This is a genomic window from Rhizobium sp. BK376, from assembly GCF_004341625.1.
In the GTDB taxonomy this organism is placed as follows: domain Bacteria; phylum Pseudomonadota; class Alphaproteobacteria; order Rhizobiales; family Rhizobiaceae; genus Rhizobium.
In genome coordinates this window covers 172,787-188,810 of the sequence record NZ_SLZG01000005.1, presented here as the reverse complement: position 1 = coordinate 188,810, position 16,024 = coordinate 172,787, and the positions used below count along the sequence as shown (strand labels likewise).

At 60.5% G+C, this 16,024-nt stretch carries 13 protein-coding genes and 1 pseudogene; 12 read left to right on the top strand and 2 right to left on the bottom strand.

From position 1 onward, the window contains the following. The first annotated feature begins 17 nt into the window (after positions 1-17). The gene (locus EV561_RS15355; protein ID WP_132522913.1) at positions 18-524 is read left to right on the top strand and encodes a helix-turn-helix domain-containing protein; all 507 of its coding nucleotides are present in this window, start codon (positions 18-20) and stop codon (positions 522-524) included. 104 nt (positions 525-628) lie between these two features. Here the strand turns inward: EV561_RS15355 and EV561_RS15350 are convergent, their stop codons facing one another. After that, on the bottom strand, positions 629-1,516 hold the full coding sequence (locus EV561_RS15350) for a LysR family transcriptional regulator (RefSeq protein WP_132522911.1): 888 nt from the start codon (positions 1,514-1,516) through the stop codon (positions 629-631). Positions 1,517-1,591: 75 nt separating this feature from the next. Between EV561_RS15350 and EV561_RS15345 the strand changes: the two genes are divergently transcribed. From EV561_RS15345 to EV561_RS15330, 4 genes and pseudogenes are all read left to right on the top strand, one after another. Continuing rightward, the gene (locus EV561_RS15345; protein WP_132522909.1) at positions 1,592-2,371 is read left to right on the top strand and encodes an MBL fold metallo-hydrolase; all 780 of its coding nucleotides are present in this window, start codon (positions 1,592-1,594) and stop codon (positions 2,369-2,371) included. 47 nt (positions 2,372-2,418) lie between these two features. Further along, positions 2,419-2,664: pseudogene (locus tag EV561_RS15340) on the top strand (SDR family NAD(P)-dependent oxidoreductase); the annotation flags it as partial. A 208-nt stretch (positions 2,665-2,872) separates the two neighbouring features. Then, complete coding sequence (locus EV561_RS15335; RefSeq protein WP_132522905.1) at positions 2,873-3,112, top strand: 4-oxalocrotonate tautomerase family protein; 240 nt, start codon at positions 2,873-2,875, stop codon at positions 3,110-3,112. A 48-nt stretch (positions 3,113-3,160) separates the two neighbouring features. After that, positions 3,161-4,213: a nitronate monooxygenase gene (locus tag EV561_RS15330; RefSeq protein WP_132522903.1), complete on the top strand. Its 1,053-nt coding sequence runs from the start codon at positions 3,161-3,163 to the stop codon at positions 4,211-4,213. Between the two features lie 201 nt (positions 4,214-4,414). Here EV561_RS15330 and EV561_RS15325 read toward each other — a convergent pair whose 3' ends face one another. Then, on the bottom strand, positions 4,415-4,810 hold the full coding sequence (locus EV561_RS15325; RefSeq protein WP_132522901.1) for a VOC family protein: 396 nt from the start codon (positions 4,808-4,810) through the stop codon (positions 4,415-4,417). Positions 4,811-5,442: 632 nt separating this feature from the next. Here EV561_RS15325 and EV561_RS15320 point away from each other — a divergent pair. The 7 genes from EV561_RS15320 (at position 5,443) to cysG (ending at position 15,957) form a co-directional block, all read left to right on the top strand. After that, positions 5,443-6,045 carry an ANTAR domain-containing response regulator gene (locus tag EV561_RS15320; protein WP_132522899.1) on the top strand — a complete coding sequence of 201 codons (603 nt, stop codon included), beginning with the start codon at positions 5,443-5,445 and terminating at the stop codon, positions 6,043-6,045. After that, positions 6,042-7,268 carry a CmpA/NrtA family ABC transporter substrate-binding protein gene (locus EV561_RS15315; RefSeq protein ID WP_132522897.1) on the top strand — a complete coding sequence of 409 codons (1,227 nt, stop codon included), beginning with the start codon at positions 6,042-6,044 and terminating at the stop codon, positions 7,266-7,268. The genes EV561_RS15320 and EV561_RS15315 overlap by 4 nt, the downstream gene beginning before the upstream one ends. 310 nt (positions 7,269-7,578) lie before the next feature. After that, positions 7,579-8,838, top strand: coding sequence for a nitrate/nitrite transporter (locus tag EV561_RS15310; protein WP_132522895.1), 1,260 nt, complete (start codon positions 7,579-7,581; stop codon positions 8,836-8,838). A gap of 17 nt (positions 8,839-8,855) precedes the next feature. After that, on the top strand, positions 8,856-11,306 hold the full coding sequence (gene nirB, locus EV561_RS15305; RefSeq protein WP_132522893.1) for a nitrite reductase large subunit NirB: 2,451 nt from the start codon (positions 8,856-8,858) through the stop codon (positions 11,304-11,306). A 4-nt stretch (positions 11,307-11,310) separates the two neighbouring features. Then, the gene (gene nirD / locus EV561_RS15300) at positions 11,311-11,661 is read left to right on the top strand and encodes a nitrite reductase small subunit NirD (protein WP_132522891.1); all 351 of its coding nucleotides are present in this window, start codon (positions 11,311-11,313) and stop codon (positions 11,659-11,661) included. Continuing rightward, positions 11,661-14,318 (top strand): nitrate reductase, encoded by a 2,658-nt coding sequence (locus EV561_RS15295; RefSeq protein WP_132522889.1) that lies wholly within the window; start codon positions 11,661-11,663, stop codon positions 14,316-14,318. The genes nirD and EV561_RS15295 overlap by 1 nt, the downstream gene beginning before the upstream one ends. Next, the gene (cysG, locus tag EV561_RS15290) at positions 14,290-15,957 is read left to right on the top strand and encodes a siroheme synthase CysG (protein WP_245512679.1); all 1,668 of its coding nucleotides are present in this window, start codon (positions 14,290-14,292) and stop codon (positions 15,955-15,957) included. Before EV561_RS15295 ends, cysG begins: the two co-directional genes overlap by 29 nt. Positions 15,958-16,024: the final 67 nt, after the last annotated feature.

Sequence of the window (16,024 nt, the reverse complement as noted above, 5' to 3'; positions counted from 1 at the left end):
TCTGATATAAACAGCGCATGCAAAGAAAAAGCCTCTCCGACATGGCCTGTTCACTGGCCCGCGCCCTCGACGAAGTCGGGGAATGGTGGTCTCTCCTCATCATTCAGGAGTGCACATACGGTTCCATGCGCTTCGATGAATTTCAAAAACGGCTTGGCATCGCGAGGAACGTGCTTACGGCAAGGCTGGAGCGCTTGACCGCACTCGACATCATCGAGCGCTTCCCGCTTCCCGAGAAGCCGGGCATCAGCGGCTACCGACTGACCAGTAAGGGCGAGGAGCTCTACCCTGTCCTTGTCGTGCTGAAGCAATGGGGTGACAAATGGCTCGCTCCCGGTGGAAAGCCGCATATTTCGCTGGTTGACGAAGCGTATCGCGAAGCCGTCGAGCCTGTATCGATTATTGCCCAGTCGGGCGAACGACTGTCCTTTCGTCAGATTCGCTTCGAGCCCGGTCCCAACGCGTCAGACGCAACGAAGGCGCTCATCATCGACAGAAATGAAAAAATCCTCAGACAAAAGTGACGGTCGCCAACTACGTCGAGGAGCGCCGGACTGATCAGTCTGGTCGAGGCGATCCGACCCCCAAGGTGCAAGCGCGGTGGTGCGGGTCGGTGGAACGCATGTGCTCACGCATCAAATAGCGATCGCTCTTCAGCAAATATGCGCGCGACATAATCGGTAACAGCACGAATTGGCAGGTCTTTTCGGTCCTGGCGGCGCGTCAGCATCCAGATTTCGCGTGGCGGCGGCGCGGGATCGAACAAGCAGCGCTGCAGCTTCGGATCCGACCTGCCGATATAATTCGGAAGCAAAGCCAGCCCGATACCGGACCTTGCCGCCATGGCCTGCGCTACCTGATTGTTTGCCCGAAACACAAGTCGCGCCTGCGGGAACTCGCGGGCGAGCCAGGCAGCCTCCGGCACGTAGGAGTTTGCCTCGTCAAAGCCGATGAAGAGGGGTTCGCCGCCTGCCTCTACATGTCGGCAGGCCTTCGGAGTGCCGTAGAACCCGAACCCCATCGACAAGAGCAGCTTGGCCATCAAGTCTCCGTCTTGTGGCCGGCCAAGGCGAATCGCGATGTCCGTTTCGTGCCGTTCCAGGCTGACGGACCGCAGATCCGTCGCAAGATCGATATCCAACCCCGGAAATTCATGCGGGATGGCAGCCAGGCGTTCAGTAAGGAAGCCCAGCGCAAGGCCGGGCGGGGCGTTGACGCGAACCAGGCCTTTGGGGGAGCCGTCGGAGTTGCCTCGGCCAAGCGTCTGGATCGCGGTTTCCATGTCGCTGGCTGCAGCGAGCGCCTGCGTCCCCGCAGGTGTCAGCACATAACCTTCGGGTCGCCGCTCGACCAGCTTCTCGCCGAGGGTAGTCTCCAGCGATCGGATGCGCCGCGCGATGGTGGCGTGGTTCACCGACAGGGTCCGCGCCGCCGCGGACAAGCTGCCGTGTCGGCCGAGCGCCAAAAATACTCGGACATCCTGCCAATCTGGCTCTGTGCGTTTTTTATCAGCCATTGAGAAATAATAGCGAATTACACACAGAATGCCAGCGTACTATTTTCAGTCGGTAACCAAGTGAGGCTGGCTCAAATGGCATTGAAAGATCTAAAACTGACACTGATCGGAGGTCCGACCGTCCTGATCGAATATGGTTCGCTCCGGATACTGACCGATCCAACGTTCGATCCACCGGGGCTCTACCGCGAGACACCAGTTCGGTTTGAAAAGACGTCTGGTCCCGCCCTGAGCGTTGAGAAAATCGGCAAGCTCGATGCCGTTCTGCTGAGCCATGATCAGCACTACGACAATCTGGACGCGTCCGGCCGCGCCATGCTGCCGACGGTCGGTCGAATCTACACGACCAAGGTTGGCGCGGAGCGGCTTGGCGGCAACGCGATTGGCCTAGCGCCCTTCGAAACCTGCGGTTTCGAAGGACAGGATGGTGAGAGGCTGTTCGTGACGGCAACGGCGGCCCGCCATGGTCCAGTCGGGATCGAGCCCATTTCCGGAGACGTGGTTGGCTTTGCTCTCGGCGCCGAGAAGCCGGGAGATCTCATCTATGTCACCGGCGATACGGTCTGGTTCGACGGCACTGCGGAGGTGTCGCGACAATTTTCACCGAGGGTCGTTCTGATGTTTACCGGCGCGGCGGAGCCGCGCGGACGCTTTCACATGACAATGGGCAGCGAAGACGCGCTGGAGGCGGCACATGCCTTTCCACGAGCGAAGCTGGTGGCCGCCCATAACGAAGGCTGGGTCCATTTCCGGGAAAGCCAGGATCAACTGGCCCAGACCTTTTCGACATTCAAACTCGCCGACCGTCTGACCCTCTTCGAAAAGGGAAAGCCGGTTGTTTTCGAAGCCGGCTGATCCCGTGCCCGTGTGGCGGATCAGTCAAACAAGGAAAGAAGCATACCATGAGCAATGAACAGAAAGTCGCCATCATCACCGGCGCATCGCAGGGCCTCGGCGCAGGTTTCGTGCAAGGCTACCGCGAAAGAGGTTTCCTCGTCGTCGCCAATTCCCGCAACATCAAGCCGTCCAGCGATGACGGTGTGATTGCGGTTGCGGGCGATATCGGTGACCGGGATGTCGCAAAGAAGGTTGTCGATACGGCTATCGAGCGCTTCGGTCGCGTCGATACGCTGATCAACAATGCCGGCACCGGGGCGGTTGATGGTCCGCCGCCCCGGTCGGCTTTTTCGGGCGAGTAGATTTCCATGTCGAGCTGACGATTGCCCGACATCGGAGCCGGCCTACATTGACCGGGCCTGCAAGTTGGAATGCGACGGCAATGACACCGTTGCTGTCGAAGATCAGCAACCGTCACGTCGGACAAAGCGGCCGAATGACAGAACCAGGGTGAAGACCATGCCATACGTCAATATCAAGGTGACACGTGAAGGGACTGCGCCAGGTGCCAGTGCTACGACTCCGGAGCAGAAGAAGGCCCTGATCAAGGGCGTCAGCGACCTTTTGTTCGAGGTCATGGGCAAGCCACATAACTCGACCTTTGTCGTGATCGATGAGGTAGAACTGGAAAATTGGGGCGTGGGCGGCGTGACAACGCCGGAATATCGCCGGCAGCAGGCTGCCGCCAAGGCGAAGTAACAATCTAGGATGCGGCCGGCGCCGCACAGTGGAAGGGAGTGCCCACCAATGGCCAACTGGAAAGACAGCCGCATCCTCGAACTCTTCGGCATAGAATTGCCGATCATTCAAGCGCCCATGGCCGGTGCCACCACACCAGAGATGGTGATTGCGGCGAGTGAGGCCGGCGGCCTCGGGTCCTTGCCCGGAGCGATGCTGTCGATCGAACAGATGACGCAGGCGATGGATCAGATCCGCGCCGCAACCCGCAACTCGATCAACGTCAATTTCTTCAGTCACGTCGATCCGGAACCAGACGCTGCCGCTCAAATGAAGTGGCGGGCGGCGCTAGCACCCTATTATGTCGAACTCGGTTTGAACCCAGCCGATCCTGTCCCGTCTTCCAATCGTGCGCCGTTCGACGCCACTTATTGCGGCTTGGTCGAAAAGTATCGACCAGAGGTCGTCAGCTTTCATTTCGGCCTGCCGAATGCTGAGCTTCTCGGCAGGGTAAGAGCCACGGGCGCAAAGATTATCGCATCCGCGACAACGGTTGCGGAAGCGCGATGGCTTGCCGACCACGGAGTCGATGCCGTGATTGCGATGGGTTACGAGGCCGGCGGTCACCGCGGGAACTTCCTGAGCGACGACATGGGTACCCAGGTTGGCACGATTGCTCTCGTTCCGCAGATCGTAGATGCGGTGAACGTTCCTGTGATCGCCGCCGGTGGCATCGCCGATCCGCGAGGTGTTAATGCTGCATTTGCACTGGGTGCGTCGGCGGTTCAAGTCGGCACGGCCTATCTCCTGACACCGGAGGCGAAGGTAAGCGAATTCCACCGCAAGGCGTTGCTTGCTGGCGGCGATGACAAGACGGCGCTGACCAACCTCTTTACCGGTCGGCCGGCCCGCGGATTCATGAACCGGCTGATGAAAGAGATCGGGCCGCTCGCCGACATCGCGCCGGCGTTTCCGACCGCGGGCGGCGCTCTCACTCCCTTACGGGCCATCACTGAGAAGGCGGGCCGCTCGGATTTCAGCAACATGTGGTCTGGGCAAAGCGCAGCACTCGCCCGCGTCATGACGACCCGGGAGCTCACTCGCTATCTGGCGGGACTTTGACCAAGCAGGAAACGAGATACGGCAGCCGCCTTTACTGCGGTGGGGCGCCAGTATTCGACTTTTCTCGTCAGCGGGCTGTGGGTGGCGTGTCGCTCAGGGAGCAGACAGATCGGATCAACGACGAGAAGTTTGCGACAGATATTCCCTTGAAAAATCGGTGATCCCTATTTTGTCGCGAAAATCAGGATTTGTGCGACACGATCATTCAGGTGCTTTGCAAACAACTTCAATTTCGTATCCATCGGGATCGATGATGAAGGCTGCAAAATAGTTAGGTCCATAATGAGGCCGTAGACTTGGCCCTCCATTGTCTCGACCGCCATGAGCCAGTGCTGCCTCGTGGAACAAGGCGACGGCGTTTCGGCTGGGAGCGGCAAAGGCAAGATGGAAACCCAGCCCCGGACACCGAGCATCCTTCCCTCGAAGTTTGATGGTGAATTTGTCGCCATCATCAGGAGGACCGTAGCCAACCGCTTGGCCTGAGTCGGGATTTAGGTCTTCCCAAACTCGTATATAGCCGAGCGGCGCAAAAGCCGCGTCATAGAACGCGGCTGATCTTTCGATGTTCGAGACACCAAACGAAATGTGATGCAGCATCCGTTCCCCCGCCCTTGTCGCAAAAATCTCAATTAAAGCGACAGTTTTACGACTGAATTTTTCGAAGTCGCAAAAACCAACGTTTCACGACAGGTGGCCGCACAGAATGCTTCACGAAGATATTCACAGCAAGATGAACTAGGCGACGCACCCACGACACAGCGGGCCCAGCACCGGTATCTATTTGGATTTTACGTCTCGATTGGGGGGTGGGGAGGGACCGTCGACCGTTTGGCATTTCCACGACGCTTAGGTTCTCAGGGGCGGCGCGGGTTACTCCCCACTCCTCGGCTTCATCCAATCGATAGAGGACGGGCGGTTGGCGGAAAATTGGTCATTCTCTCAGCCATTGTGAAAATATGCACAGGATTTCGGGGGCGAGAAAATTCGCGCGGATCTCGTATCTCTGCATGTCGGCGACGTAACCCACCATCCCTTGATCTCGGGCTGGATGGATGAAAATACGCCGAGGTTGCTAAAACTGACCTTCTATGCTTTTTGCCTGTTATAACTGCTACATATTGGAAGCGCTACGAAGCAGTTGGCCAGCGGAGTGCTTGAAATCATGTCGTCCGGTGATGCGCTCCTGAGCCCACTGCAATCCAGGTTTTGACATCAGCATGGTACTGCCGATGAAGCACAGCAGTCTCAATGTCCTTGTCATAGACGAGAATCGAATTCGCGCTTCGATCATCGATGTCGGGCTGCGCGAGGCCGGCTACGATCGGGTGACGATCATCGATGACATGCACGGCCTGGCTCGACGCATTGCCGAGATCAATCCCGATGTGATCGTGATCGACCTCGAAAATCCGAACCGCGACATGCTCGAAAGCTTCTTCCAGATTTCACGCGCGGTTCAAAGGCCGATCGCCATGTTCGTCGATCGGTCGGATGAAGCCTCTATCGAAGCGGCGGTCGAAGCCGGGGTCTCTGCCTATATCGTTGACGGGCTGAAGCAGGAGCGTGTGCGGCCGATCCTCAAGATGGCAATCAGTCGGTTCAACGCCTTCTCACGCTTGAGCCGTGAACTGGAGGAGACGCGCGGCGAGCTCGAAAACCGCAAGGTGATCGATCGCGCCAAGGGGCTGCTGATGCGTTCGCGCGGTCTCTCCGAAGAAGCCGCCTACGGGCTGCTGCGGAAGACCGCCATGAACCAGAACAGGAAGATTGTCGAGATTGCGCAAAGCCTCATCACGGCCGCAAGCCTTCTCGATCCGGGAGAAGATGTATGAGCGACAGCTATCAGATAACCGCCGGCTTCCTGCCTCTTCTCGATAGCGCACTTCTGGTTGTCGCAAAAGAGAAGGGATTTGCGGCAGGCGAAGATCTCGACCTGACGCTCGTGCGCGAACGCTCCTGGGCAACGATCCGGGACCGGTTGGCGGTTGGACATTTCGAGGTTGCCCATATTCTTGCGCCGATGCCGATCGCCTGCAATCTCGGGCTGACGGCGCCGGCACCGCGGATGATCGTGCCGATGGCACTCGGTCTCGGCGGCAACGGCGTGACTGTCTCCGCCGAACTCTGGCGCCAAATGGTCGCTCATGGAGCGACCGACGATCTCGACGCCCGCACGAATGGAATGGCGCTTCGAAAGGTCGTTTCGGAATCCAGAGCTGAGAGGCTGCGCTTTGCCGTCGTTCATCCCTATTCCGGCCATAACTACGAGCTCCGCTACTGGCTTTCGGCGAGCGGCATCGATCCCGATCGGGAGATCGAGATTCTCGTCGTGCCGCCTCCCGATATGGGCGATGCGCTTCAGGAGGGCGCGATCGACGGCTATTGCGTCGGCGAGCCGTGGAACAGCTTCGGCATATTGAAACGCGGCGCGCATCTGGCAACCGTCAAGGCGGAGATCTGGAAGTCGAGCCCGGAAAAAGTGCTTGGCGTGAACGGCCGTTGGGGCGACGCGCACCCGGAAGCATTGGCGGCGCTTCTGCGATCGCTCTACAAGGCCTCGCTGTGGTGCGCCGACCCAGGCAACCGCCAGGAGCTCGCAACTCTTCTCGCCGCACCGATCTACATCGATCGGCCGGCCGAATTGCTGCTGCCGGCGCTGACAGGCGTTTTGCCGATCGGCAGCGGCGAAACAAGGACCATCAAGGACTTCTTCGTTCCGAACGCGAAGGCGGCAACCTTCCCCTGGAAGAGCCACGCCCTCTGGTTCTACACCCAGATGGTACGTTGGCAGCAGATTGCCCACAGCGCCTCGCATCAACAGGTCGCCGGCAATACCTATCGTCCCGATATCTACCGCGAAGCACTGAAGACGCTCGGTATCGCGATGCCGGCGGCAAGTGCCAAGGTCGAAGGCGCGCTGCAAATTGAGACCCCCGTCGGTTCAACTGGTTCGCTGACATTGGGGCCTGACGGCTTTTTCGACGGCAATCTTTTCGATCCCGACCGTGTGGACGACTATGTTGCCGCTCAAAGGCGCAGCGTGCTCAAAGCCTAATTTATAAGCGCTGCACAATTTTTGGCATTTTATGCGACCGCTTTTGCGGCATGGCATTGTGCCGGCGGCGGGCATCTCAATCGAAATCGCTGAAAACGTTGCAGTTCTAAACTTGGCACGTGCCTTGCATCTAAAACTACCAGGCCCCATGGGCCACAGGATTTCGGTGTCCAACGACGGGCGCCTCAAGCAAAGCCGCTGACCAGGTTTATACGCGCGCACCTTCCGTGCCCGTGCACCCTGAGCAGCGGCTTTTTGTTTTCAACCGCAACGATGGATCGGCACGACCTTGTCGGGCCTCGGAGAAGCCATGTCTGTCATAGAGAAATCGCAATCCATATCCGCCAACGAACCCGCCAAGGCACTCTGGATCTCCACGGTCGCCTTCACCCTCTGTTTTGCCGTCTGGACGATTTTTTCGATCATCGGCATTCGTATCAAGCAGGATCTGGGTCTGAGCGAAGCCGCGTTCGGATTGCTGGTCGGCACGCCCGTGTTGACGGGCTCGCTCGTCCGCATCGTTCTCGGGATATGGACGGAGCGTTACGGCGGGCGCCTCGTCTTTACGCTCACAATGCTGGCTGCTGCTGTTGCAACATTCCTGCTTTCCTATGCCCATACCTATGCGCAGATGCTGCTTGCAGGTCTCGGCGTTGGTCTTGCCGGGGGAACTTTCGCCGTTGGTATCGCCTATGTCTCGCCGTTCTTTCCCGCAGAGAAACAGGGAACGGCGCTCGGCATCTTCGGCGCTGGCAACGTCGGTGCAGCCATCACGAAGTTCGCTGCCCCATTTGTCCTGCTGGCTTGGGGCTGGCCCGCCGTAGCTCAAATCTGGGCTGGCGTCCTGGCGCTGATGGCGGTCATCTTCTGGTTCACCACGACCGACGATCCTGCCTTTCGCCATCGCCAGCAGAACGGGCGCGCGCCCAAAAGCCTGGCAAAGGAGTTCGCGCCTTTGAAGAACCTGCAGGTCTGGCGTTTCTCGCTCTACTATTTCTTTGCCTTCGGCGGGTTCATTGCCCTCTCGCTGTGGCTTCCGCGCTATCTGGTCGGCGTCTACGGCTTCAATCTCGAAACGGCCGGCATGGTCGCCGCTGCCTATTCGATCCCCGGCAGTATCTTCCGTGCTTTCGGCGGTGCAGTCTCGGACAAGAAGGGCGCCCGCAGCGTCATGTATGTGATGTTCGCCGTTGCCGCCGTCGCGACGCTCATCCTGTCTTTCCCTGCCGCGACGAGCACTTCGACCGGCATCACGCCCGCCGTCTTCATCGTCGTCATCTTCGCTCTCGGTTTCGTGATGAGCCTCGGTAAGGCAGCGGTCTACAAGCACATCCCCGCCTATTATCCCGATAGCGTCGGCGCGGTCGGGGGCTTGGTCGGCATGATGGGCGGCCTTGGCGGCTTCGTCCTGCCGATCGCCTTCGGCTACCTCAAGGACATGACTGGCCTATGGTCCAGCTGCTTCCTGCTGCTCTTTGCCATCATCATCGTCTCGCTCGTCTGGATGCACCTGTCAGTCAAGCAGATCGAGCGCCGCAGTCTCTCCGCGCACTCCGTTGCAGCAACCTGAGCCAAGGATTTCAAACCATGACTGAGAAACTTGTCATTATCGGCAACGGCATGGCGCCCGGCCGCATGCTGGAACACCTCTTCGAAAAGGCACCCGGCCGCTACCAGGTGACCATTTTCAACGCCGAGCCGCGCGTCAATTACGACCGCATCATGCTTTCGCCGGTGCTCTCCGGCGAAAAGGACTACGAGCAGATCATCATCCACGGCGACGGCTGGTATATTAAGCACGGCATCGTGCTCTACAAGGGCCACAAGATCGTTGCGATCGATCGGACCGCCAAGACCGTCACTTCGGACCACGGCATCACGGAGAGCTACGACAAGCTGGTGATCGCCACCGGCTCCGTTCCCTTCATCATCCCTGTTCCGGGCAAGGATCTGCCCGGCGTCATCACCTATCGCGACCTCGACGACGTGCAGGCGATGCTGCTGGCCGCCCAGTCGCGCGAGAAGGCGGTCGTTATCGGCGGCGGCCTCCTCGGCCTCGAAGCCGCTGCCGGCCTTGCTTCCCGCGGTATGGACGTCACCGTCGTGCATGTCATGCCGACGCTGATGGAGCGCCAGCTCGACCCAGCCGCTGGCTATCTTCTGCAAAGGGCCGTCGAGGAACGCGGCATCAAGGTGATCTGCAAGGCCAATACCAGGGCGATCGTCGGCAAGGAGCGTGTGGAAGGCATCGAGCTTGATGACGGCCGCATCATTCCCGCCACGCTTGTCGTCATGGCCGTCGGCATTCGCCCGAATATCGGAATCGCCAAGGACGCCGGCATCGCCGTCAACCGCGGCATCGTCGTCGATGACGGCATGCAGACCTCGGACGGCAGCATCATGGCGCTCGGTGAATGCGCGGAGGTGGGCGGCATGGTCTACGGTCTCGTCGCCCCACTTTATGAAATGGCGCGCGTGGCGGCCTCGCATCTGTCCGGAGACAGTTCGGCCGCGTTCGTCCATTCGGACACGCCGACCAAGCTAAAGGTGACAGGCATCGATCTGTTCTCGCTCGGCGACTTCGCCGATGGCGACGATCGCGAGGAAATCGTGCTGCGCGACGCATCCGCCGGCGTCTACAAGCGTCTCGTGCTGAAGGACAACAGGATCATCGGCACTGTGCTTTACGGCGAGACTGCCGATGGCGCCTGGTTCAACGATCTGAAGAAAAAGCAGACCGACATCGCCGACATGCGCGAGACGCTGATTTTCGGCCAGGCTTATCAGGGAGGGTCACCGCTGGACCCTATGGCGGCCGTTGCAGCCTTGCCGGATGATGCGGAAATCTGTGGCTGCAACGGCGTTTGCAAGGGCAAGATCACCTCTACGATCACGGCCAGAGGCCTGACGTCGTTGGACGACGTGCGCGCTCACACCAAGGCCTCCGCCTCCTGCGGCTCCTGTACGGGCTTGGTCGAACAGCTGATGACGCTGACGCTTGGCGACAGTTACAACCCCGCTGCCGTCCAGCCGATGTGCACCTGCACCGAGCTCGGTCATGACGACGTTCGCCGGCTCATCAAGGCCAAGGGGCTGAAGACCATCCCGGCCGTCATGCAGGAGCTTGAATGGAAGACGTCGTGCGGCTGCGCCAAATGTCGTCCCGCCCTCAATTACTACCTCGTCTGCGACTGGCCGGACGAATATGCCGACGACTACCAGTCGCGCTTCATCAACGAGCGCGTTCACGCCAACATCCAGAAGGACGGCACCTTTTCGGTCATACCGCGCATGTGGGGCGGCGTCACCTCGTCGAGCGAACTTCGCGCTATTGCCGATGTCGTCGACAAGTTCGAAATCCCGATGGTGAAGGTAACAGGCGGCCAGCGCATCGACCTGCTCGGCGTCGAGAAGGAAGATCTGCCTGGTGTCTGGGCCGATCTCGGCAAGGCCGGTTTCGTCTCCGGCCAGGCCTATGCAAAGGGTCTGCGCACCGTGAAGACTTGCGTCGGCTCAGACTGGTGCCGTTTCGGCACGCAGGACTCTACCGGCCTTGGCATCCGCATCGAAAAATTTATGTGGGGCTCCTGGACGCCCGCCAAGCTGAAGATGGCGGTGTCAGGATGTCCGCGCAATTGCGCCGAGGCAACCTGCAAGGACATCGGCGTGATCTGTGTGGACAGCGGGTTCGAAATCCACTTTGCGGGTGCCGCCGGCCTCGACATCAAGGGCACCGAAGTTCTCGGCCTCGTCAGGACCGAAGACGAGGCGCTGGAGCATATCGTGGCGCTGACGCAGATGTATCGCGAACAGGCGCGCTATCTCGAGCGCATCTACAAATGGGCAAAGCGCGTCGGCCTCGACGAAATCCGCCGCCAGATCATGGGCAATGCGGAGAAGCGCAAGGCCTATTACGACCGCTTCGTTTTCTCGCAGACATTTGCCCAGGTCGATCCCTGGTCGGAGCGTGTTTCCGGCAAGGACAAGCACGAGTTCAGGCCGATGGCGACGATCGGCTATCCGCAGGCTGCCGAGTGAGGAGATGGACATGAACTGGCCAAAGGAAACCTGGCATCCGATCGGCGATGTCGCCGATATTCCGCTGAGGGGCGCGCGCTGCGTGAAGACACCGCAAGGCAAAATTGCGGTCTTCCGGACCGCTGAAAACGAGGTCTTCGCAATCGAGGATCATTGCCCGCACAAGGGCGGGGCGCTTTCGCAGGGCATCGTCCATGCGAAAGCCGTGACCTGCCCGCTGCATAATTGGGTGATCTCGCTCGAAACGGGCAAGGCGCTCGGCGCCGATCACGGCGCGGTCCGCACCATCCCCGTTCGCAACGAGAATGGGGCTCTCTCCATCGCCCTCGGAAGCATAATGATGGCGGCCGAATAATGGAGAAAGAGGTCAGGACAACGTGTCCCTATTGTGGTGTCGGCTGCGGCGTGATCGCCAAGGTCGCCGAGGACGGCACAGTCTCCGTGCGGGGCGATCCCGACCATCCCTCCAACTTCGGAAGGCTCTGCTCGAAGGGTTCGGCGCTCGGCGAAACCATCGATCTCGACGGGCGCGTTCTCCACCCCGAAATAGCGGGAAAACGGGTCGAATGGGACACGGCGCTTGACCTCGTCGCGCAGCGATTTTCGCAGACGATCGTCGAGCACGGACCTGATTCCGTTGCCTTCTATGTCTCCGGCCAATTGCTGACCGAGGACTACTATCTCGCCAACAAGCTAATGAAGGGCTTCATCGGCTCTGCCAACATCGACACCAATTCACGCCTCTGCATGTCCTCCTCCGTCGCCGGCCATCGGCGCGCCTTCGGTTCCGACACGGTGCCAGGAACCTACGAGGATATCGAGCTCGCTGACCTGGTCATCCTTGCGGGCTCCAACCTCGCCTGGTGTCATCCTGTCCTCTACCAGCGGCTGGCTGCTGCCAAGGCAGCGCGTCGGGCCATGAAAATCGTCGTCATCGATCCGCGCCGGACGATGACGGCCGATATTGCGGATATGCATCTGGCGATCCGGCCGGATGGCGATGTCGCGCTCTTTGCGGGGCTGTTTGCGCATCTGATCTCCGAAAACGCGGTCGACCAGAATTATATCGCCGAGCATACGGGTGGCTTTGCGGACGCCTTTGCAGCATCCGCCACGATTTCCTTCAGCGATCTCCTGGATCTCACCGGCCTGCCGGCGATGCAGCTGCGCGAGTTCTATCACCTCTTCGCCACTACAGAGCGGGTCGTCACCTGCTACAGCCAGGGCGTCAACCAGTCGGCGTCAGGGACCGATAAGGTCAACGCCATCATCAACTGTCACCTCGCGACCGGCCGCATTGGCCGGCCGGGCATGGGACCGTTCTCCCTGACGGGCCAGCCAAACGCCATGGGAGGACGCGAGGTTGGCGGGCTTGCCAACATGCTTGCCGCCCATATGGATATCGAAAATCCAGAGCATCGCGACCGTGTCCAGCGCTTCTGGACCGCGCCGAGGATCGCCGAGAAGCCCGGCCTGAAGGCCGTCGACATGTTCAAGGCGGTTGCGGACGGACGCATCAAGGCGATCTGGATCATGGCGACCAACCCCGTCGTCTCCATGCCGGATGCCGATGCCGTCGAGGCGGCGATCAAGGCCTGTCCCTTCGTGGTCGTTTCCGATGTGCTGAAGAACACGGATACGACGCGGCATGCCCATGTCCTACTGCCGTCGCTCGGATGGGGCGAGAAGGACGGAACGGTGACGAACTCGGAGCGGCGGATTTCCCGTCAGCGCGCCTTCCTCGAAACGCCGGGAGAGGCGAGGGCCGATTGGTGGCAGCTGGCGGAAGTCGCCCGCCGCATGGGCTTCTACGCGGGGTTTCAATTCGCCTCCAGCGCCGAGATTTTTAGCGAGCATGCTGCTCTGTCCGCCTTCGAGAATAATGGTGGACGCGATTTCGATATCGGCGCCTATGCCGGCATGGGTTCCAGCAGCTACGATGAGTTTCAGCCTTTCCAGTGGCCGCAGCCCGAGGGCGGCAAGGCGATTGAAACGCGCTTCTTCGCAAAGGGTGGTTTCTACCACGCCGACGGCAAAGCCCGGTTCGTCGCGGTCAATCCAGTCCTCATGGACCGGACCGATCCCAATTACCCCTTCACGCTGAATACCGGGCGGGTTCGCGATCATTGGCATACGATGACGCGCACGGGCAAAAGCGCGCGTCTCTCGTCTCACATCGCCGAGCCTTTTGCCGAACTGCATCCGCGCGATGCGATCGACATCGGCGTCGGCAAGGCGGATCTCGTCGAGATCGAGAGCCCTTATGGCAAGGCGGTCGTCCGCGCCCTAATCACCGAACGACAGGCCCGGGGCAGTATCTTCGTTCCCATGCACTGGAACGATCAGTTTGCCGCCAGGGGACGCATCGATGCACTCGTTGCACCGCGGACAGACCCAATCTCGGGTCAGCCCGCATCGAAGAATGTCGCGGTCACCGCACGACCGTTCAAAGTGGCACGCTACGGCTTCGGGCTCTCGGTCGAACAACCGGCGCCGCTTGATGCCGCCTATTGGGCGATCGCGAAGGCCGATGGTGGATGGCGGATGGAGCTGGCCTTCGATGAGGCGGAAACCGATTGGTGCTCATGGTGCCGCGCGACCTTTGCCATAGCCGAGGACATCGAGCCTCTCGGCTACGCCGATGCGCAGACTGGCGTGACGAGACTTGCCTTCTTTGCCGGCGATCGTTTGCTCGCGGCTCTGTTTCTGGCGCCCGAACCGGTACCAGTTGCCCGCAATTGGACGATCTCGCAGCTTGTCGCCAACCACACGGATATTCGCAAGCGCTTCGCGCTCATCGCCGGGCGACCGGGCGCGGACAAGCCTGATCCGGGCGCAACCGTCTGTTCCTGCTTCGGCGTCGGCGTCAACCAGATCGTCGCCGCCGTTCGTGGAGGTTGCCACAGCGTTGAGGCTGTCGGCAAGCAACTCAACGCGGGCACCAATTGCGGCTCCTGCCGCGCCGAGATCAGGGGGATCATCGATGCATGCCTTACCCAAGCCGCCGAGTGAAGGTTCCTCGCGCATGGAGCCGCTTGCGAAGCTTCCTGTCTTCTGGACGCTAGAGAAAAAGCGCGTGGTCATCGTCGGCGGCTCCGACGCTGCCGCCTGGAAAGCGGAACTGATGTTAGCCTGTGGGGCGCAGGTCGAGGTCTTCACCGAGGAGGCGGGCGATGGTCTTCAAATCCTTCTCACGAGTCCGTTGCGCCACCCCAGCGCCAGCCTTGTCCACCACCGCAGACGCTGGGCGCCGCCCGATCTTGTGAACGCCGAGCTCGCGATCGCGGATTTCGACGAGGACGCCGAAGCCAGGTGCTTCTTCGATGCGGCACGCTCGCTCGGGGTACCGGTGAACGTGATCGACAAGCCGGCCTATTGCCAATTTCAGTTCGGCTCGATCGTCAATCGTTCGCCCGTCGTCGTCGCGATCTCGACGGATGGTGCCGCGCCGATATTGGCGCAGGCGATCCGCCGGAAGATCGAGACGCTGCTGCCGCGCGCCATTCAGTCCTGGGCGCAAATCGCCCGGTCCCTGCGAGACCATGTCAATCGGCAGCTGAAAACGACTTCGGAACGGCGCATTTTCTGGGAGAGGTTTGCAGATGATGCGTTCAGGGATGTGCCCAGTCATGACGCCGAGAAGCAGCTTCTCGAGTCAGCGCGCGGGATAAAGGCCGCTGCCGCGAAAGGCGGCTGCGTGACGCTCGTCGGGGCAGGGCCGGGGGACGCGGAACTCCTGACCCTGAAGGCGGTGCGCGCGCTGCAGGCGGCCGACATCATTCTCTTCGACGATCTGGTATCGGCCGACGTGCTGGAACTCGCTCGCCGCGAGGCAAAACGCATGCTCGTGGGCAAGAGAGGGGGTCGCACCAGCTGCCGGCAGGAGGACATCAACGAGATGATGGTGAAATTCGCCAGGGCAGGCAAACGCGTCGTCCGGCTGAAGTCCGGCGACCCGATGATCTTCGGTCGCGCCGGCGAAGAGATCGCCTGCCTCGAGCGGCAGAATATTCCCGTCGACGTCATTCCGGGCATCACAGCCGCAAGCGCGATGGCAGCGGGTCTCGGCCTGTCGCTCACGCACCGGGACCACGCGCAATCCGTTCGTTATATCACCGGCCACTCGCGCAGCGGCGTCTTGCCCGACGATATGGACTGGCGCTCGATCGCTGATCCGAAGACCACCAATGTGTTCTATATGGGCGGGCGGACGGCATGCCTTATCGCCGAGCGCCTCGTTGAAGCCGGCGCGTCGCCTTCAACACCTGCAGTCATCGTCAGCAATGTCAGTCGTCCTGCCGAACGTCAATGGCACGGAACGCTAGCGAGGCTCGGAGAAGGCATCAACGAGATCGGCTACGATCATCCGGTCCTGATCGCCGTCGGCCGAGCCCTGGCGGAGCGCCAAACCGCAAGAGACGCGATTGACGTCCAAGGCAATTCGACTTCGATGAGGGCGCCTGATGCAGATACACGCCATCGCCCCCGTCCTGCTTATCATTTCGATCGCACTGAGCTGGAACTGCTTCATCGCTATTTTCGACGGCGCAGCATCTGTCGCAAATGCCACGCGGCCACTCCCGATGTTGGCGTCTGCCGTCTGCATCACGTCCCTCGGCCTGGCCTTCAGCGGCGGCACATGGCCGGTTAGTATGCTGGTAGTCGCCACCGGTCTTCTGCTCGGCCGATTTGCACAGGGAACCAATATGCCCCTCGCC